This is a genomic window from Pseudomonas saponiphila (assembly GCF_900105185.1).
GTDB lineage: Bacteria > Pseudomonadota > Gammaproteobacteria > Pseudomonadales > Pseudomonadaceae > Aquipseudomonas > Aquipseudomonas saponiphila.
In genome coordinates this window covers 2,162,125-2,187,592 of sequence record NZ_FNTJ01000002.1, presented here as the reverse complement: position 1 = coordinate 2,187,592, position 25,468 = coordinate 2,162,125, and the positions used below count along the sequence as shown (strand labels likewise).

The following is a 25,468-nucleotide window of genomic DNA, read 5'->3' as shown; positions in this document are numbered from 1 at the left end:
TACATGACAAGCCGCATGCTACGGCCGATTTTCCAAGGATACTAAAGTGGCGCCTATTGTCACTGGCCTGCGCAGCCAGGGATTCTAGACTCACATAAGCTCCCGCAGAACATCCGCCCGCACAACAACAAACAACCGAGATCGCGGCCATGGAAAACATCCGACAGTTCAGCAGCTTCGCCGAGTTCTACCCCTATTACCTGAGCGAGCACAGCGACAGCACCTGCCGTCGCCTGCACTTCATCGGTACCAGCCTGGTGATCTTCCTCCTGGCCTTGGCCATCGGCAGGGGTGCCTGGCTGCTGTTGCTGGCGCTGCCGCTGGCCGGCTACGGCTTTGCCTGGGTCGGGCATTTCTTCTTTGAAAAAAATCGTCCGGCCACCTTTCAGCACCCGCTGTACAGCCTGCTGGGGGACTTCGTCATGTACCGCGACATGATCCTCGGCAAAGTGCCGTTCTAGAGCCCACCGGCTATCCGCCCTCGCCACCGCGCGATCAAGGCCACGGCCGGGCTCGGGCCCATGCCCGACTTCCCCTGACAACAAGAGGCCGAACGATGAAGGCTCACGCACGCTTCACCCACATGCAGGATGGCAGCCAAGAGGACTGGGCGATCATCGCTGCGGATTTCAGTGCCTATGCCAAGCAACTGCCCGCCCGTATCCTGGCCCACCTGCAACTGCTGGAAGGCGACTTCGGCGGTTTTCCGGTGGACCGTCTGACCCATTCACTGCAGACCGCCAGCCGCGCCTGGCATGACGGGCGCGACGAGGAGTACGTAGTCTGCGCACTGCTGCACGACATCGGCGACACCCTGGGTTCCTACAATCATGCGGATATCGCCGCCGCCATCCTCAAGCCCTTCGTCAGCCCGGAGAACCTGTGGATGGTGGAAAAGCACGCAATCTTCCAGGGCTACTACTTCTTCCACCATCTGGGCATGGACCGCCATCTGCGCGAGCAATTTTGCGAGCATCCGCTGTACCAGCGCACTGCCGAATTCTGCGCCAAGTACGATGCCGCGGCGTTCGACCCAACCTACGCCAGCCTGCCCCTGAGCTTCTTCGAACCCATGCTGCGACGGCTGTTCGCAAAGCCCCGGCAGTCGCTGTACCAGGCGGCCATGGAACAGTCCGGCTCCGACTGAGGCCCGTTCCTGCTCAGGCCGGCTCCGCCATTTTCGTGAGTTCGGCCTTGAGCTGGGCTTCCCGGGCCTGGGCGTCGGCCAGGCGATAGAGTTCGATGCTGCCGTCCCAATGCTCGATCAAGGCGGTGCAGGACTCGACCCAATCACCGCAATTGAGATAGTCCACCTCACCGACCTTGCGGATCTCGGCATGGTGAATGTGGCCACAGACCACCCCGTGCAGCTCGCGCTTGACGCACTCGTGGGCAATGGCCTCCTCGAAGTCACTGATAAAGCTCACCGCGGTCTTGACCTTGTGCTTGAGGTAGGCCGACAGCGACCAGTAGCCGTAGCCATAACGCGCCCGCCAGTGATTGAGCCAGCGGTTGAGGGTCAGGGTGAACTCGTAGGCCGAGTCGCCGAGAAAGGCCAGCCAACGGTGATAGCGGGTGATGACGTCGAACTGGTCGCCGTGAATCACCAGCAGATGACGCCCATCCGCCGTGACATGCACCGCTTCGTCCACCAACTGGATATTGCCCAGGATCAGCTTGGAGTAACGGCGCAGAAATTCGTCATGATTGCCGGTGACATAGATCACCTCGGTGCCGCGCTTGCTCATGGTCAGCAAGCGGCGGATCACATTGGTATGGGCCTGGGGCCAGTACATGCCGCCGCGCAGCTTCCAGCCGTCGATAATGTCCCCCACCAGGTAGATGCGATCAGCCTGGTAGCCCTTGAGAAACTGCGCCAGATGCTCCGCCTGGCAATCCCGGGTCCCCAGGTGTACGTCGGAAATCCATAAGGTCCGTACCCGTTGCTTGCGACTGGGCTTGGCGAGTTCGACATGGGTCATGGACGCTCTCCGGGATTTTTTGCGAGCTTGCGCCCCAGCGATTAATAGCCCATGACAAAAATGCGGCAATGCGATGACAGCCCGAACCGCCCGACTGGCGGTGTAGACTGCGCCTCTGCCAAGGAGACCGTGATGGGATCTATCCTCACCCTGCGCCATTACACTCACGACCTGATCGCCCATAGCCACGAGCATGCGCAACTGGTGTTCGGCCTGCGTGGCCAGCTCGATTTCGAAGTCGAAGGCCGGGGCAGTCAGGTGCAGCAACAGAGCTTCGTGGTGGTGCCGGCCGGCGCCCGGCATGTGTGCGGCAGCCCCAGTGGAAGCCATTGCCTGGTGCTGGACATCCCCGATGAACACTGGGTGCAACAATCATTGGGCGAACACGCCGAGGCCAGCCGGCGTTTGCTCGATGTGCCCCGACATCGGCTCCTCGGGCCGAGCCAGAGCCGCCTGGTCAACTGGCTGGCGGACAGCCCGGTGGACGATCCCCTGATTGCCCAGCAAGGCGCAGTCCTGCTGCTGGCCAGCCTCAACCACTCGACGCCGCTTCATCCTGGCGAGCGACGGCTGCCCTACGCCGCCATGAAGGCCCACATAGAACGCCACGCCGCCCATCCGCTACAGGTGGCCGATCTGGCACGAATTGCCGGTCTTTCCAGCGCCCACTTGCACGCACGGTTCATCGCCGAATGTGGCGAAACGCCCATGGAATACGTGCGACGACGGCGCCTGCACATGGCCCTGGAACTGCTACGTGGTTCGGCCCTGCCGGTCGGCGAGATCGCCAGCCGGGTGGGCTACAGCTCACAGAGCGCCTTCGCTGCCGCCATGTTGCGCGAGTTCGGTCATTCCCCCCGACGGCTCAGGCAGGGAGCCCAGGCTAATCCCTCGACAAAAAAACCCAGGATCGCGACAGACGCAGGCACCGACCCTACTTAAACTGAGCCGCAGCCCTTCAGGCCGTCACCGTCTTTTGTTTGAGGATCAAGATGACTCCACGTACCGCCCTTGGCGCCTTGCATATCGGCGCCCTGATGTTCGGCCTGACCGGCGTGTTCGGCAAACTGGCCGTCGCCTCGCCTGCGGTTATCGTGTTCGGTCGTGCGGCCTTTGCCGTGCTGGCCCTGGCTGGCTTCGCGCGCCTGGCCAGCGCCACGCCCTGGCAGACACTGGCCGCCACCGATTGGCGGCGCCTGCTGCTCAGCGGCCTGTTACTGGCCGGACACTGGGTCAGCTTCTTCGTCGCGGTGAAGGTCGCCGGGGTGGCCATCGCGACCCTGGGCTTTGCCAGCTTCCCGGCCTTCACGGTGATTCTTGAGGGGCTGATCTTCCGCGAGCGGATCCGCTTCAACGAGATACTGCTGGTGAGCCTGGTGAGCATCGGCCTGGTACTGGTCACCCCGGATTTCGACCTCGCCAGCCAGGCCACCACCGGCTTGCTCTGGGCCGTGGGTTCGGGCCTGCTGTTTGCCCTGCTGTCCTTGAACAACCGCGCCAGTTCCGGACGCATTCCCGCGGTGCAGGCGGCCCTCTGCCAGAACCTGGTGGTCGCCCTGTGCCTGCTGCCGGTGGCGGCCCCCGAGCTTGGCCAGGTGCGGGCCATGGATTGGCTGTGGATCAGTCTGCTGGGGATTTTCTGCACCGGTCTGGCCCACAGCCTGTTTGTCGCCAGCCTGGCGGTGATCAAGGCTCGCACGGCGGCGGTGGTCTTCGCCCTGGAACCGGTCTATGGGATTACCGTGGCCTGGCTGCTGTTCGGCGAGAATCCGACGCTGCGCATGCTGATGGGGGGCGCCTTGATCATCGTCGCGATCGTGGTGTCGAGCCGACTCTCGGCCGCCTCAAACAAGCAGGCCACAACGGCGCCGGCCGGCTCTCACTGACCTCGGTCGTTGTGTCCCAGGTCGCGCTCGGGGTCGATGCAGTCACGAACCCTTTGCTTGAGCACCTTGGCTTCGGGAAAGCCGCCGTCGGCCTTGCGCTCCCAGATCTGCACGCCATCGCAGCTGATATGAAAGGTTCCACCGGTAGCGGGCACCAGGGACACCTTGCCCAAGTCGTCACTGAAGGTGCTCAGCAGCTCCTGTGCCAGCCAGGCCGCCCGCAGCAGCCACTGGCACTGGGTGCAATAGGTGATGATCACTTCGGGTTTACGTTCAGTCATGGTCCGGCGGACTCCTGGGTTCAAGGGCGTCGCTATAATAGCCGGCTTCATCGCCCGTCCCGAGATCCACGATGCGCCGCCTGCTGTCCTGCCTGTTGCTCTGCCTGCTGCCCCTGATCGCTCAATCCAGTGAAGCGCCGCGCCCGAAAATCGGCCTGGTGCTTTCGGGGGGCGCGGCCCGCGGCCTGGCCCATGTCGGCGTGCTCAAGGCCCTGGAAGAGCAAGGCATCCGCATCGACGCGATCGCCGGCACCAGCATGGGCGCAGTGATCGGTGGGCTCTATGCCTCGGGCTACAAGATCGACGAGCTGGAGAAACTGGCCCTGAACATTGACTGGAAACAGGCCCTGTCCGATGCCCCGCCCCGAGAAGACGTGCCCTTTCGGCGCAAGCAGGTGCGGATTTCGGTGAACGTGACCGAGCGTTTCGCTAATACGTGACCGGTGCTTCCACCCCGGTTGCGCGGGTTCTGGATTGTAATCGCATCGGTCACGATGCGGCTTGTTCCTCGGCTTTTTTTCGGCGCAGCGACTCGCCTTTCATCGTCAGTCGGTAGGCGTTGTGCACCAGGCGGTCGAGGATGGCATCGGCCAGGGTCGGGTCGTTGATCCAGCCGTGCCAGTGCTCGATGGGCAGTTGGCTCGTCAGGATGGTGGAGCGGCTGCCAGCGCGGTCGTCGATCACCTCCAGCAGGTCATGCCGGGCTCCTTCCTCCAGCGGGGCTAGCGCCCAGTCGTCCAGCACCAGGACGTCGACCTTTGCCAGCTGTTGCAGGGTACGGCCGAAGCTGCCGTCGCCATGAGCGATGCGCAGTTGTTCCAGCAGGCGCGGGGTGCGCAGGTACAGGGTGCTATAGCCCTGGCGGCAGGCCTGGTTGCCCAGGGCGCAGGCCAGCCAGGTTTTGCCGGCACCGGTCGGGCCGGTCAGCAGCAGGTTGTGCTGCTGGCGGATCCAGTCGCCACTGGCCAGGGTGGCGATCAGACGCTCGTCCAGGGCGCGTCCGGTGCGGCGGTCGAGATCTTCCAGGCAGGCGTTGGCGTACTTGAGCTTGGCCTTCTTGCGCAGCCGTACCAGGCGCTGGTTGTCACGCCAGGCCAGTTCGCGGTCGAGCAGTAGGCCGAGGCGTTCATCGAAGCTCAGGCTGTGGCTGGCCGGCAGCGTCCATTGCTCTTCCAGGGCGCGGGCCATGCCGTCCAGGCGTAGCTGGTGCAGTTGATTCAGGGTGTGTTGCGGCATCATCGAACAGCTCCTGTTGCGGGGGTTGGTAGTAGTCGGCGCCACGGACGTTCTCGTGGTCGCCGGGTAAGGTCGTTTCGGCGGCACGCTGGGGCAGCGGCTGTTGATCCAGGCCTTGCTGGAGCAGGTTGCGCACGCTGCGCCCGGTGAAGGCGCGCAGGTGTACGGCACGTTCGGCAGCGGCTTCCAGGCGTGCATTGCCATAGCGCCGGGCCAGCGAGAGCAGGCCGAGGCAGGCGCGGTAGCCCATCTCCGGGTGCGGCTTGTGGGTCAGTTGGTGATCGATCAGTTGGCGCGTGTAGGGGCCGATCCGCGCGCCCCAGTCGAGCAGGCGTTGTGGCGTCCATTCGCGATGCGCCTGGTGCGCCGCGGGCATGTGCTCGCGCTGGGTACTGTAAGCGCCGCGTCGCCCCAGCAGCAGGTGGCTGGCCACCCGCCGGTTGCCATGCAGCACTTCCAGGGTGTGTGCCGTCAGTCGCACGTCCACGTTCTGCCGGGCCAGGGCGGAGGGCACGCTGTAGAAGCTGCCATTGACCTCGATGTGGTAGTCGATGCTGACCTTGCAGCGCTTGAAGGTGGCGACCTCGTAGGGATGCACCGGCAGCGCTCGCAAGGCCGGGCGATCCAGGCGCTCGAACCAGTCGCGCCGGCAGCCATCGAGCCGCTTGAACGGGCGCCGATTCAGATCCTCCAGCAGCTCGGCGATGGCCTGGTTAAGCGCATGCAGGCTGAAGAACTGCCGATGGCGCAGCCGCGCCATGATCCAGCGCTCGACCACCTGCACCGCCACCTCGGCCTTGGCCTTGTCCTGAGGCTTGCGTGGCCGTGCCGGCAGGATCACCGTCTGGTAATGACGCGCGCACTCCAGCGTGGCCCGGTTCAGGCCCGGCTCGTAGCGATCCGGCTGGGCGACCAGGGCGCGCGGATTGTCCGGCACAACCATTTCCGGCACGCCGCCAAAGTAGGTCAGAGCCTGGCCCAGCGAGGTCAGCCAGTCCACCTGGGTTTCGCCTGGCGTCGCGCAGGCATAGGTGTAATTCGAGGCGCCCAGGGCGGCGACGAAGATGTGCGCCCGGCGCACTTCGCCGGTGGCCGGGTCGACCACCGGCAGCGTCGGCCCGGCATAGTCGATGAATAGCTTCTCGCCCGCACGGTGCAGCTGACGCATCGAACGTTTGAGCGTCTGGGCGTAGCGCCGGTAGTGCTCGACGAACTGGGTGTAGCGGTAGGTCGGCTGGCCCGCATGCGCGGCGAGATATTCCTCCCACAGCAGCTGCAAGGTCACGCCCTTGCGTCGCAACTCGCGGTGGATGCTCAGCACATCGGGCAGCACTCGCTCACCGCGCGGCTTGTTCGTCGACGTCGGTGCAAACAAGGCGGCCGCCAGCGCGGCCTCGTCCATGGCCACCAGCGCCGGCCAGTCCAGCCCGGCCACCCGCGCCGCCGCGATGTACTTGCTAACCACGCCCTTGGACAGCTGCAAGGCACGGGCAATCTTCTCGTGGGACAAGCCGGCCTCAAACTTGAGGCGCAGACATTCTTTGATGTTTCGCATGGCTACTCGCGGCGCCGCCATCTTCCTCTCCCGAAATCGGTCGAGGATGGCGGCGCATCAGGTCATGCGCAACGAAGGGGAAGGCTTTCGCTAAGTCGTGACCGGCGATTTCGGTAAGCCGTGACCACCTGTTTCGGAACAGGCGGAAAATCGGTCACGTTGCTACCGAAATGAGCGGTCACGCGTTAGCGAAATGACCGGTCACGATCAACCGAAACGGCCGGTCACGGTGCTCCGAAATCCGCAAGCAGGACGATCGGGACTTTCTGGTCAAGCAGAAACTCAGCTTCCGTGACGACGGCAGCCTCGGCCTGCCCCTGGGGGTGATCCAGGGCCAGAACCTGGCGTTGTTACTGGAAAGCAAACTGGCCCACGCCAGTGACACCCGGGACTTCGACAAGCTGCCAATCCCCTTCAGGGCCGTGGCCACGGACATCGCCAGCGGCGAAAAGGTGGTGTTCCGCAAAGGCCACCTGCCCCAGGTAATCCGCGCCAGCATGTCGATTCCGGCGGTATTCGCCCCGGTGGAACTGGATGGGCGGCTATTGGTGGACGGCGGCATGACCGACAACATTCCCCTGGATGTGGCCCGGGACATGGGGGTCGACATTGCCATTGTGGTAGACATCGGCACCCCGCTGCGCTCGCGCAAGCAACTCAATACCGTGGTGGATGTACTCAACCAGTCCATCACCCTGATGACCCGCCGCAATTCGGAAGAACAATTGGCGACTCTGCACAAGGACGACGTGCTGATCCAACCTTCGCTGTCGAGCTTCGGCGTCACCGACTTCGGCCGCGCCCAGGAAGTGATCGACGCCGGTTATCGCGCCACCCGCATCCTCGACGCGCGCCTGGCTCGCCTGCACCCCGCCGAGCCGCAGGACGCGCAGTTGACGGCCGCGCGCCAGCCCAGCCAGCGCACGCCCATCATCAGCGCGATCAAGGTGGAGAACGACTCCAAGGTCAGCGATGAGGTCATTCGCTACTACATCCGCCAGCGGATCGGCGAGCCCCTGGACCTGGGCCGCCTGGAAACCGACATGGGCACCTTGTACGGCCTGGATTTCTTCGAGCGGGTGCAGTATCGCGTAACCCACAAGGGCCAGGACAACACCCTGGTGATCAGTGCCCGCGGCAAGCGCAGCGGCACCGACTACCTGCGCCTGGGCCTGAACCTGTCCGATGACATGCGTGGCGACAGCGCCTTCAATATCGGCGCCAGCTATCGCATGAACGGAATCAACAGCCTCGGTGCGGAGTGGCTGACCCGTGTGCAGGTCGGCGACCAGCAGGAAATCTACAGCGAGTTCTACCAGCCACTGGACGCCGGCTCGCGCTACTTCATTGCCCCCTTCATCGCCGCCGAAGCCCAGAACGTCGAAGCGGTGCTGGACAACGATCCGATCGCCGAGTATCGCGTGGAACGCTACGGCCTCGGCCTCAACCTGGGACGACAGATCGGCAACAGCGGCGAAGTCCGCTTCGGTGTCGGCGAAGCCTGGGGCAAGGCCGATGTACGCATCGGCGATCACGACTTGCCCAGCGTGCACTTCAACGAAGGCTACTACCAGCTGCAGTACTCCTTCGATTCGCTGGACAACGTCTACTTCCCGCACTCCGGTGAGGACATCGGACTGACCCTGCGCCAGTTTGAACCCAGCTTGGGCTCGGACAACCGCTACCGCCAGTGGGAATTCAAGCTGGACAAGGCCTTGAGCAGCGGCCCCAATACCTTCGTCCTCGGCGGACGCTACGGCCGGACCCTGGACAACACCGACGTGGTGACTTCCAGCTTCCTCCTCGGTGGCGCCCGGCAGTTGTCGGGCTTCCGCCAGGACGCGTTGTCCGGGCAGAACATCACCCTGGCCCGGGCCGTGTACTTGCGTCGACTGACGCCACGCTCCTACCTGCCGCTGGATTTCCCGTTGTACCTGGGAGGTTCGCTGGAGCGTGGTCGGGCGTGGAACAACGACAACGCCTTTGACAGCGGCTATATCAATGCCGCAAGCATCTTCCTCGGGTTCGATACGCCGCTGGGGCCATTGAATTTCAGCTACGGCTTCAACGACGACAACCAGAAGGCCCTGTCGCTGAACCTCGGCCAGACTTTCTGACAGACGCGCAAGTGCCGCACCGGGTGGCGCAATCAGCAATATTCAGGGATAGGCAAATACAGGACGAACCGGGGTCAGGCAACCCCGGCGGAAGGTGTCAGGATTTTTCCAGATTGGCCAGGATGCGCCCATGAACGCGCATGCAGACCCGCAGGTCTTCATCGTCGACGCCAATGAACAATTCATGGCGCAAGGCGGTAGCAATGGTTTCGATCTGTTCGATCAGGGGCCGGGCAGAAGGACAGAGCACGATCTTCTTCGCCCGACGATCTTCCATTACCGCCTGGCGCTGGACCAGACCCTGGGTTTCCAGGCTGTCCAGCAGACGGGCCAGGGTTGGACCCTCCACGCCGACACTTTGTGCCAGCTCACGCTGGGTTGGCGCGTCTTCGAAACGAGCCAGGTGCAACAGCACCAGCCAACGGGCCTGGGACAGGCCGAGCCCGGCCAGGCGGCGATCCAGTTCGGCACGCCAGCCGCGAGACATATGCGCCAGCTGCATACCAAAACGGTGTTCATCGGTTAACGGCATAAAACACTCATGATCAGACTGAAAATAAAGAAAACCTAATTATTAGTCAGCTAAGCATGCCCCTTGCACGGAGGCAAGGCCTGTAAGGGACTGAATCGTTACAACATTGACGCACCCCCTCATATTTCAAACTCCGACTGCAAGGCCGCGCGCACGCAATACAAAACCCCTTCAGGCACGCGTCCGGCAAACAACTCACTGATCTCGGCCACCGGGGGCAATTCGCCCTCACCGTCGAGGAAGGCATCCTGGATTTCTCCCAGCAGGTCCTCCGGCAGGTCCAGAGCCTGTTCCAGAGACAACTGCTGCTTGCCTATGGCTTCGGCCAGCAAGGTGTAGACATTCTTTTCCGTGCATTGCAGCTGCCCGGCGATCTGCACCGGAGTCATCCCGGCACGGGCCAGGGTGATCAACTCGTGACGGATATCGGCGACCACCTTCGGCGCCTCGACACCGCCCCCCAGCACTTCGAGGAAGGCTGCGCCATAACGCTCCAGCTTGCGCGCACCGACGCCGCTGACTTCGGCCATCTCCGCCATGGAGCCGGGCTGGCTGCGCAGCATCTCCAACAAGGTCGAGTCGGGGAAAATCACATAAGGCGGCACCCCATGCTCTTCCGCCAGCTTGCGACGCAGGGCTCGCAGCGCTTCCCACTGCTCGCGTTCCTCGCCCCGAACCAGCTGGCTGGCCTGACTGGTGCTGCTTTTCGGGCTGCTCTGCGGCTTGAGATCGCGGCGCAGTTCCAGGGTCACCTCACCCTTGAGCAAGGGACGACAACTGTCGCTCAGACGCAGGCCGCCGTAGCCTTCCAGGTCAATATCCGCCAGCCCGCGCGCCACCAACTGGCGAAACAGGGAGCGCCACTCGCCTTCGCTGCGAGCCTTGCCGACACCAAACACCGACAAGTGCTGATGACCGAAGCTGCGCACCTTTTCCGTGTCCTTGCCCAGCAGCACATCCACCAGGTGACCGACGCCATAGCGCTGGCCGGTGCGGTAGATCGCCGACAGTGCCTGGCGCGCCGGCTCGGTGGCGTCCCAGGTCTGCACCCCGTCGACACAGTTGTCGCAATGGCCACAAGGCTGGGGCATGTCTTCATCGAAATAGGCCAGCAATGTCTGGCGCCGGCAGCGGGTTTCCTCGCACAGGGCCAGCATCGCATCGAGCTTGTGCTGCTCGAGACGCTTGTGGCGCTCGTCGCCTTCGGAGTTCTGCAGCATCTGCTTGAGCATCAGCACGTCCTGCAGCCCGTAGGCCATCCAGGCATCCGCCGGCAGGCCGTCACGGCCGGCGCGACCGGTTTCCTGATAGTAGGCTTCCAGGGACTTGGGCAAATCCATATGAGCGACAAAACGCACGTTGGGCTTGTCGATGCCCATGCCGAAGGCGATGGTGGCCACCATGATCAGGCCCTCCTCGTTGAGGAAGCGCTTCTGGTGATAGGCCCGCAGCTCGTTGGGCAGGCCGGCGTGATACGGCAGCGCGGTAAAGCCCTGCTCACAGAGGAAGGCCGCCACCTCGTCGACCTTCTTGCGCGACAGGCAATAGACGATCCCGGCATCGCTGCGCCGCTCGTTGAGGAACGCCTGCAACTGCTTGCGCGGCTGCTCCTTGGGCACGATGCGGTAGAAGATGTTCGGCCGGTCGAAACTGGAGAGAAAGCGCTCGGCTTCCTGCAGGTGCAGGCGATTGACGATCTCTTCACGGGTGCGCTTGTCGGCGGTGGCGGTCAGGGCAATGCGCGGCACATTGGGGAACATTTCCGCCAGTTGCCCCAACTGCAGGTACTCGGGACGGAAATCGTGGCCCCACTGGGACACGCAGTGGGCTTCGTCGATGGCGAACAGGGCGATGTCGAGGTTCTGCAGGAACGCCAGCATGCGCGGCTGAACCAGGCGTTCCGGGGCCAGGTAGAGCATCTTCACCTCGCCGCGACGAATGCGCGCCGCCAGGTCACGCTGCTGCTCGGCGCTCAGGGTCGAGTTCAAGGCGGCAGCCGCGACACCGAGTTCCTCAAGGGTCGCTACCTGATCGTCCATCAGCGCGATCAGGGGCGATACCACCACCGCCAATCCTTCGCGAAGCAGGGCCGGGACCTGGAAGCACAGGGACTTGCCACCACCGGTGGGCATCAGCACCAAGGCATCGCCGCCACTGGCCACGCGCTCAATGATCGCACCTTGGCGACCACGGAAACTGTCGTAGCCGAAGATGTCCTTGAGGACGCGTTGAGCCTGTTCGAGCATGAAAAACTCCAAAAATCACCGAATTCCCTGGGCGCAGACTGGCCGAAAAACCGGCACGCTTCACCGACAAATGCGTTAGCGGACTTGTCCGCAACTGCGTTCGGGCCTGCAGGGCATCACAAAACGCGGCAGTATACCCGAGCCCTACCCGACAGAGGGCGCGGACAAAGGACCGCTGGTAACCTTTAGAACCGCTCAAATCTGCCCCACAGCTGGCTTGAGCGCGCAAGAAAGCCTAGAATTCAGCATCGTTTATTCCCCAAGGTAGCCGTCAATGTCCTTCGCTGAGCAACTAACCCGCCTGCAAGTCTTCCTCGATGCAGATGATCTGCACGACGAGGCGCTGGACTACGTGGCCGCTCACGGCTACCTGACCGCGCTGTCGATCTGTTCGGAAAGCGTTCCCGACCGTGAGTGGATCGACGCCCTGTTCGCCGAAGAGCCGCATTACCGCGACGACGCCGAACGCGAAGCCATCGAATCCACGCTGCTGGCCCTCAAGGCGCACATCGCCCGCCAACTGGCCTCCGACGAGGAGTTCGAGCTGCCCTGCGAACTCGACCTGGGCGACGACCCGGACGACTCCGACCTACGCGGCTGGTGCATTGGTTTCATGGAAGGCGTATTCCTGCGTGAAGCGGCCTGGTTCGAAACCGCAGAGGAAGAAGTCAGCGAGATGCTGCTGCCGATCATGGTCGGCTCCGGCCTGTTCGACGAGCAGCCGGAATTCTCGGACATCGCCACCGATGCCAACCTGATGGACGACATGATCGTGCAGATCCCCGAAGCCCTGACGGCGTTGTACCTGCTGTGCAACGCCCCCGACGAAAAACCCGCGCTGCTCAAGCCTCGTCACCACTGAGTCGGCGCCTATGGCCAAGCCCATAGGCCAACGCCCCCGGGTATTGCGTTACGTTCTGCTGGCCATCGGCTGGCTGAGCGTAGCGCTGGGGGTCATCGGCATCTTCCTTCCGGTATTGCCCACCACCCCTTTCCTGCTGCTGGCGGCCGCCTCTTTCGCCCGTAGCTCGCCACGTTTCTACCAATGGCTGGTGCACCACCCGCACCTGGGGCCATGGATCCGCGACTACCTGGATGGCAATGGCATTCCGCTCAAGGGCAAGGTGTACGCGATCAGCCTGATGTGGCTGAGCATCGGCTTTTCCTGCTACCTGGTGCCGTCAATCTGGGCGCGCAGCTTCATGCTGACCAGCGCGGTGCTGGTCACCACTTACATCCTGCGGCAGAAAACCTTGCGTACCTGAGACATGGCACTGCCTGAGTGCTGTACCAGTTTTCGCGGGCAAGCCCGCTCCTACAGAAAAAACTCAGGGTTTGGCGCTGTGATTGCGTTGGTAGGTGTCTTCACCCATCGCCGCGATCTGCCCTTCGATCAAGGCCTCGAAGGGGCGCAGCAAGGGCTCGAAGGAGGTCGGCGCCTCCAGCACCTGCAACGCCTGGACAATCGCTTCCAGGGTCGACAGCGCACCCGGCCCCGGGGCCTTGCGCAGGCGATAGCGCGAAGGCGTCGCAGCGGCCAGGGTCACTCGCGGCAGGGCCGCCAGCAGCGGATTGAGGTGCAACAGCTTGCGCGCCTTGCGCCAGGTGCCGTCGGGCACCACCAGCAGCAGCGGCTCATCCGTCTCGGCGTAGGCCTGCAATGGCTGGGCATCATCCGCCGGGAACAGCAAGCAGGCCCGGTATCCGGGCTGGGCGAGCAGCGCCGGCAAGGCCTCGAACACCTCGCCAACCACCAACTCGGCGTTACTCAACCCCAGCGCTGCCAGTCGCGCCGTGTTCAAGGCATGGTTGACCTCGCTGGGATGCTGCAACAGCAGCACCCGGGTGCGACTGGGCAGCCGCGGTATCAGTGGGCATAGACAGTGGCCCTCAGGGCGCAGGCAACGCTCGCAGCGTGCTCGGGACATGGAGATTCCTTATGACTGATTGAGCTGAGCCTTGAGCAGGTCGCGGAAGGTCTGGATCAGCGGCTCACGACCCCGGCCACGGCGCATGATCATGGAGAACGGCGCCTGATAACCGAAGGTCGCCGGCAGCAGCACCCGCAGATCCCCCTTGTCGGCCCAGGCCTGGGCGTAGTGTTCCGGCAGGTAGCCGATGTAGGCCCCGGACAACACCAGGATCAACTGCGCCTCCATGCTTTCCACGGTCGCCGCGCTGTGCTTGAAGCCGTGACGGGCCAGCTCGGCCTGGCTCCAGTAGCCGCGACCGACCATGCGCTGCTGGGTGATGACCTGCTCGGGAATGCGCCGCTCGCTGTACAGCGGATGCCGGTTGCTGCAGTACAGCCAGTGCTGCTCACGGTACAGCGGCATGTACACCAGGCCGCTCATGCGCGTGGAGAAGGCACCGATGGCCAGGTCCAGGCGGTTGTCCTGCACCCCCAGTTGCAGCTCATGCGGGCTCATCACCGACAGGTGCAAATGCACCGCCGGATGCTCCTGACTGTAGGCACCGATGGCCTCGGCGAACGGCAAGGCCTTGTCGCTGACGGTGGAGTCGATCACTCCCAGGTTCAGGGTGCCGCGCAACTCGCCCTTGAGGGCGGCCGCGTACTGCTCGAAGCCCTCCAGTTCCCCCAGCAGGCGCAAGGTTTCCTGGTGAAACAGCTCGCCCTTGCTGGTCAGGCTGAATCCACCCCGGCCACGGTGACAGAGCACCAGCCCCAGGGAGGCTTCCAGCTGGCTCATGTAGGTGCTGATGGCCGATGTCGAGAGGTTGAGCTCTTGCTGGGCATTGGCGAACCCCTGATGGCGCACCACGCTGACGAAGATGCGCAATAGTTTCAGATCAGGTAAAGCGTTGGCCATGACAGGCTCCGATAACAGGCAAAACGACCACTTCCCTGTGACAAGTGCGCGTGCTCACGCCGTGCGATGAAGCAGCCTCGATGCCGTCCATGCCCACTTTCAATCGCCCCCGTCACCTGGATAACACGGCTTGTAACTCCGGGCGTGGGCAGACTGCTGCGCCCCGCAGGGCATTGGCAGCAGCGCGGGAGTCTAGCGCGACCCCGACCATTAGTTTAGAAAATTCTGAACTAAGTATTTGTCCGTAGCGATTCTTTCCCTGCACTACATTTCGCAGAATCGGCCCACTCGGTTGAACGGGCGACACCTGCTGCGCCCGCAACCTCATAAATATAAAACAACGATGAGGCCTATCCCGTGGACAAGATTCTCCACCAACCACTGGGCGGCAACGAAATGCCGCGCTTCGGCGGCATCGCCACCATGATGCGTCTTCCCCATCTGCAATCCGCTGCCGGCCTGGACGCGGCCTTCGTCGGCGTGCCATTGGACATCGGCACCTCGCTGCGCGCCGGCACCCGTTTCGGCCCGCGGGAAATCCGCGCCGAATCGGTGATGATCCGCCCCTACAACATGGCCACCGGTGCCGCCCCGTTCGACTCGCTGTCGGTGGCCGATATTGGCGATGTGGCGATCAACACCTTCAACCTGCTGGACGCGGTACGCATCATCGAAGAAGCCTACGACGGCATCCTCGAACACAACGTGATTCCCCTGACCCTGGGCGGCGACCACACCATCACCCTGCCGATCCTGCGGGCCATCCACAAGAAACACGGCAAGGTCGGGCTGGTGCACATCGATGCCCACGCCGACGTCAACGACCACATGTTCGGCGAGAAGATCGCCCACGGCACCACCTTCCGCCGCGCCGTGGAAGAGGGCCTGCTGGACTGCGACCGGGTGGTACAGATCGGTCTGCGTGCCCAGGGCTATACCGCCGAAGACTTCAACTGGAGCCGCAAACAGGGCTTCCGCGTGGTCCAGGCCGAAGAGTGCTGGCACAAATCCCTGGAACCGCTGATGGCCGAGGTCCGTGAAAAGGTCGGCAATGGCCCGGTGTACCTGAGCTTCGACATCGACGGCATCGACCCGGCCTGGGCACCGGGCACCGGCACTCCGGAAATCGGCGGCCTGACCACCATCCAGGCCATCGAGATCGTCCGTGGCTGCCAGGGCCTGGACCTGGTGGGCTGCGATCTGGTGGAGGTTTCGCCACCTTACGACACCACCGGCAACACCTCACTGCTGGGCGCCAACCTTTTGTACGAAATGCTCTGCGTGCTGCCCGGCGTGGCCCACCGCTGAGTCCCGGCCATGAGCGACCGACAGCACGTCCTCAACGCCGCCGCCGAACTGGTCGCAGCCTTCGCCCGCAACGACCGCGAAGCCTACTTCGCGGCGTTCAGCGCCGATGCCAGTTTCGTCTTCTACACCCTTCCTCAGCCGCTGCTGTCGCGCGATGCCTACCAAGCATTGTGGGACCAGTGGCGCGCCGAGGACGGCTTCGAGGTGCTCTCGTGCACCTCGAGCAACGCCGTCGTCAGCCTGCAGGGCGACGTCGCCGTGTTTATTCATGACGTGGCCACGCGGCTGCGCATGCAAGGGGAGCAACACTTCAGCCAGGAACGCGAAACCATTGTGTTTCGCAAACAACAACAAGGCCTTTGGCTGGCCTGTCACGAACATTTATCCGCTATGCCGGAAGGGCTGCCACCCCCTTAGCCAATGTGATCGGAGCAGATCATGAATAACAACAACAAAGAAAAAAGCCTTAGCAGCATCGAAACCAACGGGGTGGAACAGATCCCCGACCACGAACGCGACGCCGGCCCGGGCGACCTGTTTCGCTTGATCTTCGGCGGTGCCAACACCTTCGCCACCGCCGTGCTGGGCAGTTTCCCGGTGCTGTTCGGCCTGTCGTTCCAGGCCGGGGCCTGGGCGATTGTCCTGGGGGTGACCCTAGGCGCACTGATCCTCGCACCCATGGGCCTGTTCGGGCCGCTCAACGGCACCAACAACGCAGTGTCCTCCGGCGCGCATTTCGGTGTGCATGGGCGCATCGTCGGCTCGTTCCTGTCATTGCTGACCGCCATCGCCTTCTTCTCGCTCTCGGTCTGGAGTTCGGGCGATGCCCTGGTAGGCGGCGCCAAGCGCCTGGCGCAGTTGCCGGAAACCGACCTGACCCTGGGCCTGGCCTACGGCCTGTTCGCGTTGCTGGTGCTGACGGTGTGCATCTACGGCTTCCGCTTCATGCTGTGGGTCAACCGCATCGCCGTATGGGCCGCCAGCCTGCTGTTCCTGCTGGGGATCTTCGCCTTCGCCCCGGCCTTCGACAGCCATTTCGCCGGCACCCTGGCCCTGGGCCAGGCGGGTTTCTGGGCGGCCTTCATCGGCGCCGCGCTGGTGGCCATGAGCAACCCGATTTCCTTCGGCGCCTTCCTCGGCGACTGGTCGCGCTACATCCCGCGGGACACTCCCAAGGGACGCATCATGCTGGCGGTGATCGCCGCCCAATTCGCCACCCTGATCCCGTTCATCTTCGGCCTGGCCACCGCCACCATAGTGGCGGTCAAGGCGCCGGACTACATCGCCGCCAACAACTACGTCGGCGGGCTGCTGGCGGTGTCGCCGAGCTGGTTCTTCCTGCCGGTGTGCCTGATCGCGGTGATCGGCGGCATGTCCACCGGCACCACCTCGCTGTATGGCACCGGGCTGGACATGTCCAGCGTGTTTCCACGGCTGCTGTCACGGGTCAAGGCGACCCTGCTGATCGGCGTGCTGTCGATCGCCTTCATCTTCATCGGACGCTTCGCGGCGAACCTGGTGCAGAGCGTGTCGACCTTCGCGGTGCTGATCATCACCTGCACCACCCCGTGGATGGTGATCATGCTGATCGGCCTGCTGGTTCGCCGCGGCTACTACTGCCCGGATGACCTGCAAGTGTTCACCCGTGGCGAACGCGGCGGGCGCTACTGGTTCAACCACGGCTGGAACTGGCGCGGCCTGGGGGCCTGGATTCCCAGCGCCCTGGTGGGCCTGTGCTTCGTCAACCTGCCGGGGCAGTTCGTCGGCCCCCTGGGCAACCTGGCCGACGGCATCGACATCAGCCTGCCAGTGACCCTGGGCCTGGCCTCGCTGCTGTACCTGGCGCTGCTCAGCCTGTTCCCGGAACCGCCTGCGGTGTATGGGCCCAATGACCCACGCAGTGAAGCCGCCAAAGCTGCGCAGGCAGCGCAGTTGAGTGCCCGAGCACTGTAGAAGCTGGCTGACCAGCGCAAGGCTCTGGCTCGCGCAGCGCTTTCGCTGGTCCCCGGTCCCATCAGGCCTGACCGAACCCCTGTAAACCTGCCGGAGCACCGGCTGAGCACCCGCAGACGCGGGCGACAACAATAACAACCTGTTTGTGAGGACCCGAACATGGGCTTGGACATTCTCGTAGTACTGATCTATGCCGCCGGCATGATCACCCTGGGGTGGTACGGCATGCGCCGGGCCAAGACCCGTGACGACTATCTGGTAGCCGGCCGCAACCTCGGGCCGGGCTTCTACCTGGGCACCATGGCGGCCACCGTATTGGGCGGCGCCTCGACCATCGGCACCGTGCGCCTGGGCTACGTCCACGGCATTTCCGGCTTCTGGCTCTGTGGCGCCATCGGCCTGGGCATCGTCGGGCTCAGCCTGTTCCTGGCCAAACCCTTGCTGAAACTGAAGATCTATACCGTCACCCAAGTGCTGGAGCGCCGCTACAACCCCGCGGCACGCCATGCCAGCGGACTGATCATGCTGGTCTATGCGCTGATGATCGGGGCCACCTCGACCATTGCCATCGGCACCGTGATGCAAGTGCTGTTCGGCTTGCCGTTCTGGGTATCGATCCTGGTGGGCGGTGGTGTGGTGGTGCTCTATTCGACCATCGGCGGCATGTGGTCGCTGACCCTGACCGACATCGTGCAGTTCCTGATCATGACCATCGGCCTGGTGTTCCTGCTGATGCCGCTGTCCATCGTCGACGCCGGCGGCTGGGATAGCCTAGTGGCCAAGCTGCCGGCCAGCTATTTCGACTTCACCGCCATCGGCTGGGACACCATCCTCACCTACTTCCTGATCTACTTCTTCGGCATCTTCATCGGCCAGGACATCTGGCAGCGGGTGTTCACCGCACGCAGTGAAGGCGTTGCGAAAATCGCCGGGACCGCGGCCGGACTCTACTGCGTGCTCTACGGATTGGCCGGCGCCTTGATCGGTATGGCCGCCAAGGTGCTGCTGCCGGACCTGGACAACGTCAACAACGCCTTCGCCAGCATCGTCCAGACCAGCCTGCCCAACGGCATCCGCGGCCTGGTCATCGCCGCCGCACTGGCCGCCCTGATGTCCACCGCCAGCGCCGGCCTGCTGGCCGCCTCCACCACCGTGACCCAGGACCTGCTGCCACGCCTGCGTGGTGGTCGCCAGAGCGGCAACGGCGACGTCCATGAAAACCGTATTGCGACCCTGCTGCTGGGCATCGTGGTGCTGGGCATCGCCCTGGTGGTGAGTGACGTGATCAGCGCCCTGACCCTGGCCTACAACCTGCTGGTGGGCGGCATGCTGATTCCACTGATAGGGGCCATCTACTGGAAACGCGCCACCACCGCCGGAGCCATTACCAGCATGTCCCTGGGGTTCATCACGGCGCTGTTCTTCATGTTCAAGGACGGCCTGGACGCCAACACCCCGATCTATTACAGCCTGGCCGTAGGCCTGGTGAGTTTCGTCGCGGTGAGCCTGCTTTCCCGGCGCCCGGCGCCGCTGGCCAGCACGATCTGACCTGAAGTCGGACGCCTGAAGCTTTTTCTTCGACGGGTGCGGCGTCGGTGGCCGCACCCGTTTTTTTTCGCCCACAAGAAAGTGCCCAGGCAACGCAGCTGAGTGCTGCAGACGCGAGGCCGTGGAGTGTAACTATAGGGATTACCGCGCATACCCCGGGATCAGGCCCAAAGTCTTGCGATGGGAAAAACCAGGCGCGAGACGGAGTCTGCACTCCGCACTCGCGGCAAGCTCAACGGCGACGTTGCTGGCGGCGCCGCAGCTCTTCGTCGGTAGGAATCGGCACCGGTTGCAGCGGCGGCTCGATCAGGCCCAAAGCGACGCCAAGGTCGTGAAGCCAGCTTTGCAGTTTATCTTTCATAGTGCCCCCTCAGGGTCGTGCCGAGCGGCGGTACTGCGCCGCTTCAAGCAGATAATAGTCCTAACTTATCCCGCGTGCTGCCTCGCAATCGCAATGAACTGTTACTGGATTGAGACGAATCGGCCAAGGCTATTCAGCCATTGGCCCTCAGCAGCGGCACCTGGTGCCCGAAGGCGCCCTGCTGCAGTTCGATCCAGGCATTGAGGTTGGCCCCCAGCATGCCCTTGCGCCACATCAGCCAGGTGGTGGTGTGGGCGAACGGCTCGGCCAGAGCATGCACCGCCACGCTTTCACGCCCCGGCAGGCTGTCGAGCATCGACTGGGCCATCAGCGCCACCCCGGAACCGGCAATCACGCAGGCCAGCATGCCCTGATAGGACTCGATCTCCATGGCCCGGCCCATGGCTGCGTGATAGTGGGCAAACCAGGACTCCAGGCGCATGCGATAGGAGCAGCCCTGACGAAAGGTGAACACCGCCCGGCCCTCCACATCCCGGGCAGTACGCACCGGAGGGTGATCGGCCTCACTGATCAGTACCAGGGTTTCATCGCACAACGGCACGCCATCCAGCCCCGCCAGTTCCAGGGGGCCATCCACCAGGGCCGCGTCCAGGCGTCCGGTGAGCAAGCCTTCGAGCAACTCGCCGCTGGGCCCGGACTGCACCTGCAAATTCACCGCCGGGTAACTCCGGTGATAGCGCGCCAGCAGCGCCGGCAGATGAATCGCCGCCGTGCTGTACATGGTGCCGAGGACGAAATCCCCGGCCGGCTGACCGCCTTGCACCGCGGCATGAGCTTCGTCGTGCAGGGCGAACAGCCGCGCGGCGTAATCGAGCAGCACCTTGCCCGCTGGCGACAGTTGCAAGCGCTGGCGCTCACGCAGAAACAGCTCGACGCCCAGTTGCTCCTCCAACTGCTTGAGCCGGGTCGAGAGATTCGACGGCACCCGGTGCAGGCGCTCGGCGGCCCGAGTAATGGACCCCTCCTCGGCCACAGCCTGGAAAATACGCAGTTGGCTGAACTCCATGATCTTCTCCAAAACTGAACAAGTTTCTCACTATTATTCATTTTTAAGGAAAGTCAATCCGCCCTAGCCTGACGGTCATTGTCCTTGCCGATGGAAGACCGCCATGTCCCCCCTGCTGCGCCTGCTTGCCAGTTTCATTGCCCTGATGATGGCCATGGGCATTGGCCGCTTCGCCCTGACGCCACAGTTGCCGCACCTGATCAGCGAAGGCCAGGTCGACCTGACCGCCGCCGGACTGATCGCCGCCGCCAACTACCTGGGCTATTTCATCGGCGCTCTGGACGCCATGTTCGCCCGGCGCCCGGCCCAGGTACGCTTGCGCCTGTTGAGCGGCCTGTGGTTGTGCGTGCTGCTGACCCTGACCTCGTTCTGGGCCCAGGGCTTCTGGCCGCATCTGGTGCTGCGCTTCGGCACGGGCCTGGCCAGTGCCTGGGTGCTGGTGATGATCACGGCCCTGAGCCAGCCCCTGGCCCTGGCGGCGGGTCGGCCACGCCTGGGCGCCCTGGTGTTCGCCGGCCCGGGGCTGGGGATCATGCTCACCGGGCTGCTGGCCCTGGGCGCCAATCTGCTGGGGCAGAGCTCGGCCAACCTGTGGCTGCTGTATGGCGCCGTGGCCTTGTTGATGCTGCTGGCGATCCTGCCGATCCTGCCCCGGACTTCCAGCAGCCAGCGGCTCGTCCCACAGCCGACCGCGGAAAATCAGCAGAGCGTGGGCCGCCTGGGGTTGGTCTACGGCCTGTACGGCGTGGGCTACATCATCCCCGCAACCTTTCTCTCGCAGATGGCCAGCGCGCGCTTTCACGGCCAGTGGCAAGCCGATCTGTTCTGGCCCGGCTTCGGCCTGGCCGCCGCCCTGGGAGTAGCCCTGGTCAGCCTGCGCCGACAACGCCCGGACAGCACTCGCCACTGGCTGATGGCGACCCTGTGGCTGCAGGCCGCGGGGGTCTTCGCTTGCCTGCTGGGCAGTGGCCTGGGACTGGTGCTGGGAGTGCTGCTGTGCGGCACGCCCTTCCTGGCCTGCATGCAACTGGTCATGCAGCGCTCACGGGAACTGGCACCACAGTCGGCCCAGCGCAATGCCGGGTTGCTCACCGCCTGCTTCGCCATGGGCCAGTTGAGCGGTCCATTGCTGGCGGCCCTGAGCAGTCATTTCAGCGGCGATCTGCAACCGGCGCTGGTGGTCGCAGGCTGCGGCTTGCTGCTCGGCGGCAGCTTGTTGTGGACGCAGCCGCTGGCAGCGCCACGTTGCCCGGCAGTCTCGTGAGGTCGGCGGCTACAGCCAGCGCCGGATGCGTCGACGCAACCATTGCTCGGCGCTGACGAAGGTGATGCCCAGCAGTACCAGCATGGCACCGAGCACAAAGTTGAGGCTCAGCGGCTCACCCAGCAACAGTACGCCGAAGGTCACGCCGAACATCGGCGTCATGAAGGAAAACACCGCCAGATTTGCCGCCAGATAGCGACGCAGCAGCCAGAACCAGGTCAGGTAGCTGAAAAACGACACCACCAGCCCCTGGAACAGCACGCTGGCCACCGCCACCGGGGTCAGGCTGACCTGGGTCACCTGACCGCTGAGCACGGCAATCAGCAGCAGGCCGACAAACCCGACGATCAACTGATAGAACAGGGTCAGGGTGGCAGGCGCTTCCGACAGCCGTGAAGCTCGTACCACCACCGTGGTTGCCCCCCAGGCCAGCCCGGCCAGCAACCCCAGCAGGTCGCCCAGGAGCATGCGCCAGTCCAGGTTGTCGAGGGAGATGCCACCGGCAAAGGCAATGCTGATGCCAATGAACGCGAGAACGATCCCCAGCCACTGCAAGGGCCGCAAGCGCTCACTGGGCAGCAGCCAATTGACCCCCAGGGCAGTGAAGATCGGCGCAGTGTAGAGAAACACCGACATGTGCGCGGCACTGGTGAGCTTCAATCCTTCGGCAATGAACAAAAACTCCAGGCCGAACAGGGCGCCGGCCAGCAGACCGGCGCGCCAGGTGCCGGGAATCTGCGACCAGCCGCCCTTCCAGCACATCAACAGGGCCACCAGCAGCGCCGAAATCCCGGAACGGGCGGCTGCCTGCATCACCGGGGCAATGTCCGCCGCCGCCCACTTGATCATGACCTGCTGTACGCCCCAGATCAGGCACAAACCCAGCATCACCTGCAGGGCAAAGCCATCGGCGTTGCGCCGCTCGATACTCACGGGCATTCCTCATATTGATTCAACGACATGAACGCCCCCACAAGGGCAATGACGATGCACCTCGACTGTCGGGGGCGAAGGACGATTCAGTTCAGTTCGATACGGTCGGCATGAATGACGATCTGGCCCTGCTTGTAGAGCGCACCGATGGCCTTCTTGAAGTTGCCCTTGCTGACCCCGAACAAACTGCTGATCAATGCCGGATCGCTCTTGTCGCTGACCGCCAGGGAGCCATTGTTCTCGCGCAACTTGGCGAGGATCTTCGAGTTCAGACTGGTGGCCGCCTCTTCACCCACAGGTTGCAGGCTCAAGCTGATCTTGCCGTCGGCGCGGACTTCCTTGATGAAACCTTTCTCTTGCATGCCGGAGCGCAGGAACTTGAACACCTCGTTCTTGTGAATCAGGCCCCAGTGCTTGTTATTGATGATGGCCTTGAAGCCCATGTCGGTGGACTCGGCCACCAGCAAGTCGACTTCCTGGCCAACCTTGTAGTTGGCGGGGGTCTTGTCCAGGTAGCGGTCCAGGCGGGCCGTGGCGGTGATACGACGGGTGTGCTTGTCCAGATAGACATGCACCACGCAGTATTCGCCGGCATTCATCTGGCGCTTTTCCTCGGAGTACGGCAGCAACAGATCCTTGGGCAATCCCCAATCCAGAAATACCCCGATGCTGTTAACTTCGACAACTTTAAGACTGGCGAACTCGCCGACTTGAACTTTCGGCTTTTCAGTAGTTGCGATCAACTTGTCGGCACTGTCCAGATAAACAAAAACGTTCAACCAGTCTTCATCTTCACTGGGAATATCCTTGGGAATATAACGATTGGGCAGCAAGATCTCGCCGTCCGCACCACCATCCAGATACAAACCAAAGTTAGTGTGTTTTACCACTTGCAAACTGTTGTAGCGCCCGACTAAAGCCATTTCCAATACCCTCGTTACGTGGGCGGCATTCTACCTGTTTTCCACTGTGGCGTTGATGCTCCTGAGTCGCCCAGGGGAAAAATCCATAAACAGCCTTGATTTTTCTGGCCTTGGCGCCGATCAAGCGGCCACTCGTCAGGCAAAGACGCATCTGCCTGACCGTAATCCGCTGCGCCAAGACCGCCTCGCTTACCAGTAGTCCTTATTTAAAACAGCCACTTAGGTAGATATCAGCGAGATCAACTTAGAAAAAAACACAAAAAGCCGCGCGTTATTCCAGAGGATATTTACCAAGCAATTGTCAAGTATTTCTGATAGGATGCCTGGCCAAATTAATTTTCCCGAAAGGTTAAATGGCCGCCATGCGAGTAAAAGCCTCCAACAGCAAAGCAAAACCAGCTCCCGCCGTTGAAACCAGCGAATCGATCAACGAACAAATCGCGGCCTTCCTGAAGTCCGGCGGCGAAATCCAGCAAATTGCCAAAGGCGTCAGCGGCCAGACTTTCGGCCCGTCCAAGCAGATCAGCCTCGGCAAAAAGTAATTCCCCTCGCTCTATCCTGGTCCCTTAGCGCTTTGCCCTCAAAGCGCTAGGACTGGCACCCTGCTCCCCACCCCACTCCAGCAGAAATCGACGAACGGCCCTCATCCCCAGGCATTCGCCGGTATCCTTGCCGCCTTCCGGATAAATCGTTTCAGCCGACTTTCAGGTTGTCACTCCCCGCCGTTCAAGGAGTGCTGCATGCGCAAACCCGCCACACTGGCCCTCAGCCTGCTACTGACCTGCCCCATCGCCCTGGGACAGATAATCCAGCGAGATCTGGGCGACTTCGACCTCAAGCTGGGCACCAGCCCCAGCCGCAGCATGGCCCAGGGCCTGGTCAAGCCCGCCTCCAGCGACTCCCTGCACGGTGGCCTCGACCTGAGCCACGACAGCGGCTGGTACTTCGGCCAATGGTCCCCCAGCATGGGCCTGAACCCCGCCAGCCCGCTTGAGGTGGATGCCTACCTGGGCTTCAAGCGCCCCTTCGACCAGACCCTGGGCTACGAACTGGGGATCATCCACTACAACTACCCGCAACGGCGCACCCAGGACAGTCAGGAGTTCTACGGCGGCTTGAGCCTGCTGGGCAGCCGCTTTGGCGCCGCCTTCAGCAACGACCCGACCATGCGCAACAGCACCCTGTTTGCCGACCTGAGCGGCAACTCGCCGTTCGACATAGGCATCAGCGTCAAATACACCGCTTACCAACTGACCAACGCTGTCGCCGTGGCCAACGGCAATGAAGTGGCAGGCTTCAATGACTGGTCGATCAAATTCTCGCGGCCCTGGCGGGGGATCGATCTGAAGCTGATCTACAGTGATTCAAGCCTGCGCGGTAGCAACTGCAGTGCCTACGCCGGGCACAACCCGCAGTGCGACGGCCTGCTCACCTTCAAGGCCGAACGGACGTTCTACTAGGCACAGGCATCTGAACTGTCAGCGG

Annotated in this window: 25 protein-coding genes and 2 pseudogenes; 15 read left to right on the top strand and 12 right to left on the bottom strand. The window is 63.1% G+C overall.

The genetic code is table 11. The features are described 5' to 3' along the window. Window positions 1-149 precede the first annotated feature (149 nt). Together BLV47_RS31935 and BLV47_RS31930 are read left to right on the top strand one after the other, a co-directional pair. A complete protein-coding gene (locus BLV47_RS31935) occupies window positions 150-461 on the top strand; it encodes an Mpo1-like protein (RefSeq protein WP_092320496.1) in 312 nt (103 codons plus the stop codon). 95 nt (window positions 462-556) lie between these two features. After that, the gene (locus BLV47_RS31930; protein ID WP_092320495.1) at window positions 557-1,147 is read left to right on the top strand and encodes an HD domain-containing protein; all 591 of its coding nucleotides are present in this window, start codon (window positions 557-559) and stop codon (window positions 1,145-1,147) included. Between the two features lie 13 nt (window positions 1,148-1,160). Here the strand turns inward: BLV47_RS31930 and BLV47_RS31925 are convergent, their stop codons facing one another. After that, complete coding sequence (locus BLV47_RS31925; RefSeq protein WP_016962634.1) at window positions 1,161-1,982, bottom strand: UDP-2,3-diacylglucosamine diphosphatase; 822 nt, start codon at window positions 1,980-1,982, stop codon at window positions 1,161-1,163. A gap of 132 nt (window positions 1,983-2,114) precedes the next feature. Here BLV47_RS31925 and BLV47_RS31920 point away from each other — a divergent pair, with 132 nt between their 5' ends. Together BLV47_RS31920 and BLV47_RS31915 are read left to right on the top strand one after the other, a co-directional pair. Further along, a complete protein-coding gene (locus BLV47_RS31920; RefSeq protein ID WP_092320494.1) occupies window positions 2,115-2,924 on the top strand; it encodes an AraC family transcriptional regulator in 810 nt (269 codons plus the stop codon). Between the two features lie 50 nt (window positions 2,925-2,974). After that, window positions 2,975-3,868 (top strand): DMT family transporter, encoded by an 894-nt coding sequence (locus BLV47_RS31915; protein ID WP_092320493.1) that lies wholly within the window; start codon window positions 2,975-2,977, stop codon window positions 3,866-3,868. On the opposite strand, the gene BLV47_RS31910 is transcribed toward BLV47_RS31915, so the two are convergent. Then, the gene (locus BLV47_RS31910; RefSeq protein WP_092320492.1) at window positions 3,862-4,149 is read right to left on the bottom strand and encodes an Rdx family protein; all 288 of its coding nucleotides are present in this window, start codon (window positions 4,147-4,149) and stop codon (window positions 3,862-3,864) included. The two genes, BLV47_RS31915 and BLV47_RS31910, sit on opposite strands and share 7 nt — an antisense overlap. A 71-nt stretch (window positions 4,150-4,220) precedes the next feature. Here BLV47_RS31910 and BLV47_RS31905 point away from each other — a divergent pair. Further along, window positions 4,221-4,544 (top strand): annotated as a pseudogene (locus BLV47_RS31905) (patatin-like phospholipase family protein); the annotation flags it as partial. A gap of 94 nt (window positions 4,545-4,638) precedes the next feature. Here the strand turns inward: BLV47_RS31905 and istB are convergent. Together istB and istA are read right to left on the bottom strand one after the other, a co-directional pair. Next, window positions 4,639-5,388: an IS21-like element IS1474 family helper ATPase IstB gene (istB, locus tag BLV47_RS31900; protein WP_062838242.1), complete on the bottom strand. Its 750-nt coding sequence runs from the start codon at window positions 5,386-5,388 to the stop codon at window positions 4,639-4,641. After that, window positions 5,276-6,961 (bottom strand): IS21 family transposase, encoded by a 1,686-nt coding sequence (istA, locus tag BLV47_RS31895; RefSeq protein ID WP_062838241.1) that lies wholly within the window; start codon window positions 6,959-6,961, stop codon window positions 5,276-5,278. The genes istB and istA overlap by 113 nt, the downstream gene beginning before the upstream one ends. A 221-nt stretch (window positions 6,962-7,182) precedes the next feature. Between istA and BLV47_RS31890 the strand changes: the two are divergent. Further along, window positions 7,183-9,057, top strand: a pseudogene (locus tag BLV47_RS31890) (patatin-like phospholipase family protein); the annotation flags it as partial. Window positions 9,058-9,154: 97 nt separating this feature from the next. Here BLV47_RS31890 and BLV47_RS31885 read toward each other — a convergent pair. After that, on the bottom strand, window positions 9,155-9,589 hold the full coding sequence (locus tag BLV47_RS31885; protein WP_016962630.1) for a MarR family transcriptional regulator: 435 nt from the start codon (window positions 9,587-9,589) through the stop codon (window positions 9,155-9,157). A gap of 119 nt (window positions 9,590-9,708) precedes the next feature. Next, window positions 9,709-11,835 carry a DNA helicase RecQ gene (recQ, locus tag BLV47_RS31880; RefSeq protein ID WP_092320491.1) on the bottom strand — a complete coding sequence of 709 codons (2,127 nt, stop codon included), beginning with the start codon at window positions 11,833-11,835 and terminating at the stop codon, window positions 9,709-9,711. 274 nt (window positions 11,836-12,109) lie between these two features. Between recQ and BLV47_RS31875 the strand changes: the two genes are divergently transcribed. Further along, window positions 12,110-12,697, top strand: a complete 588-nt coding sequence (locus BLV47_RS31875) for a UPF0149 family protein (protein WP_016962628.1) — start codon at window positions 12,110-12,112, stop codon at window positions 12,695-12,697. A gap of 10 nt (window positions 12,698-12,707) precedes the next feature. Then, a complete protein-coding gene (locus BLV47_RS31870; RefSeq protein ID WP_092320490.1) occupies window positions 12,708-13,100 on the top strand; it encodes a YbaN family protein in 393 nt (130 codons plus the stop codon). Window positions 13,101-13,163: 63 nt separating this feature from the next. On the opposite strand, the gene BLV47_RS31865 is transcribed toward BLV47_RS31870, so the two are convergent. Further along, on the bottom strand, window positions 13,164-13,763 hold the full coding sequence (locus tag BLV47_RS31865; RefSeq protein ID WP_092320489.1) for a tRNA-uridine aminocarboxypropyltransferase: 600 nt from the start codon (window positions 13,761-13,763) through the stop codon (window positions 13,164-13,166). Between the two features lie 9 nt (window positions 13,764-13,772). After that, window positions 13,773-14,666: a LysR family transcriptional regulator gene (locus BLV47_RS31860; RefSeq protein ID WP_092320488.1), complete on the bottom strand. Its 894-nt coding sequence runs from the start codon at window positions 14,664-14,666 to the stop codon at window positions 13,773-13,775. A gap of 357 nt (window positions 14,667-15,023) precedes the next feature. Between BLV47_RS31860 and speB the strand changes: the two genes are divergently transcribed. The 4 genes from speB (at window position 15,024) to BLV47_RS31840 (ending at window position 19,475) form a co-directional block, all read left to right on the top strand. Beyond that, window positions 15,024-15,974, top strand: coding sequence for an agmatinase (speB, locus tag BLV47_RS31855; protein ID WP_011059912.1), 951 nt, complete (start codon window positions 15,024-15,026; stop codon window positions 15,972-15,974). Window positions 15,975-15,983: 9 nt separating this feature from the next. Next, complete coding sequence (locus tag BLV47_RS31850; RefSeq protein WP_092320487.1) at window positions 15,984-16,391, top strand: YybH family protein; 408 nt, start codon at window positions 15,984-15,986, stop codon at window positions 16,389-16,391. A gap of 21 nt (window positions 16,392-16,412) precedes the next feature. Then, a complete protein-coding gene (locus BLV47_RS31845; RefSeq protein ID WP_092320486.1) occupies window positions 16,413-17,927 on the top strand; it encodes a purine-cytosine permease family protein in 1,515 nt (504 codons plus the stop codon). Window positions 17,928-18,086: 159 nt separating this feature from the next. Further along, complete coding sequence (locus BLV47_RS31840) at window positions 18,087-19,475, top strand: sodium:solute symporter family protein (RefSeq protein ID WP_092320485.1); 1,389 nt, start codon at window positions 18,087-18,089, stop codon at window positions 19,473-19,475. Between the two features lie 232 nt (window positions 19,476-19,707). Here the strand turns inward: BLV47_RS31840 and BLV47_RS36805 are convergent, their stop codons facing one another. Continuing rightward, on the bottom strand, window positions 19,708-19,836 hold the full coding sequence (locus BLV47_RS36805; protein ID WP_011059908.1) for a PA1414 family protein: 129 nt from the start codon (window positions 19,834-19,836) through the stop codon (window positions 19,708-19,710). Between the two features lie 133 nt (window positions 19,837-19,969). Beyond that, window positions 19,970-20,863, bottom strand: a complete 894-nt coding sequence (ptrR, locus tag BLV47_RS31835; protein ID WP_092320484.1) for a putrescine utilization regulator PtrR — start codon at window positions 20,861-20,863, stop codon at window positions 19,970-19,972. A 103-nt stretch (window positions 20,864-20,966) separates the two neighbouring features. Between ptrR and BLV47_RS31830 the strand changes: the two genes are divergently transcribed. Continuing rightward, window positions 20,967-22,127: an MFS transporter gene (locus BLV47_RS31830; protein WP_092320483.1), complete on the top strand. Its 1,161-nt coding sequence runs from the start codon at window positions 20,967-20,969 to the stop codon at window positions 22,125-22,127. A 9-nt stretch (window positions 22,128-22,136) separates the two neighbouring features. Here BLV47_RS31830 and BLV47_RS31825 read toward each other — a convergent pair whose 3' ends face one another. After that, on the bottom strand, window positions 22,137-23,060 hold the full coding sequence (locus BLV47_RS31825) for a DMT family transporter (RefSeq protein WP_092320482.1): 924 nt from the start codon (window positions 23,058-23,060) through the stop codon (window positions 22,137-22,139). Window positions 23,061-23,146: 86 nt separating this feature from the next. Continuing rightward, entirely contained in the window at window positions 23,147-23,983 is an 837-nt protein-coding gene (locus tag BLV47_RS31820) for a CvfB family protein (protein ID WP_092320481.1), read from the bottom strand. A 353-nt stretch (window positions 23,984-24,336) separates the two neighbouring features. Between BLV47_RS31820 and BLV47_RS31815 the strand changes: the two genes are divergently transcribed. Next, window positions 24,337-24,525 carry a hypothetical protein gene (locus BLV47_RS31815; protein ID WP_016962619.1) on the top strand — a complete coding sequence of 63 codons (189 nt, stop codon included), beginning with the start codon at window positions 24,337-24,339 and terminating at the stop codon, window positions 24,523-24,525. Window positions 24,526-24,723: 198 nt separating this feature from the next. Further along, the gene (locus BLV47_RS31810) at window positions 24,724-25,443 is read left to right on the top strand and encodes a TorF family putative porin (protein WP_092320480.1); all 720 of its coding nucleotides are present in this window, start codon (window positions 24,724-24,726) and stop codon (window positions 25,441-25,443) included. The last annotated feature ends 25 nt before the right edge of the window (window positions 25,444-25,468 follow it).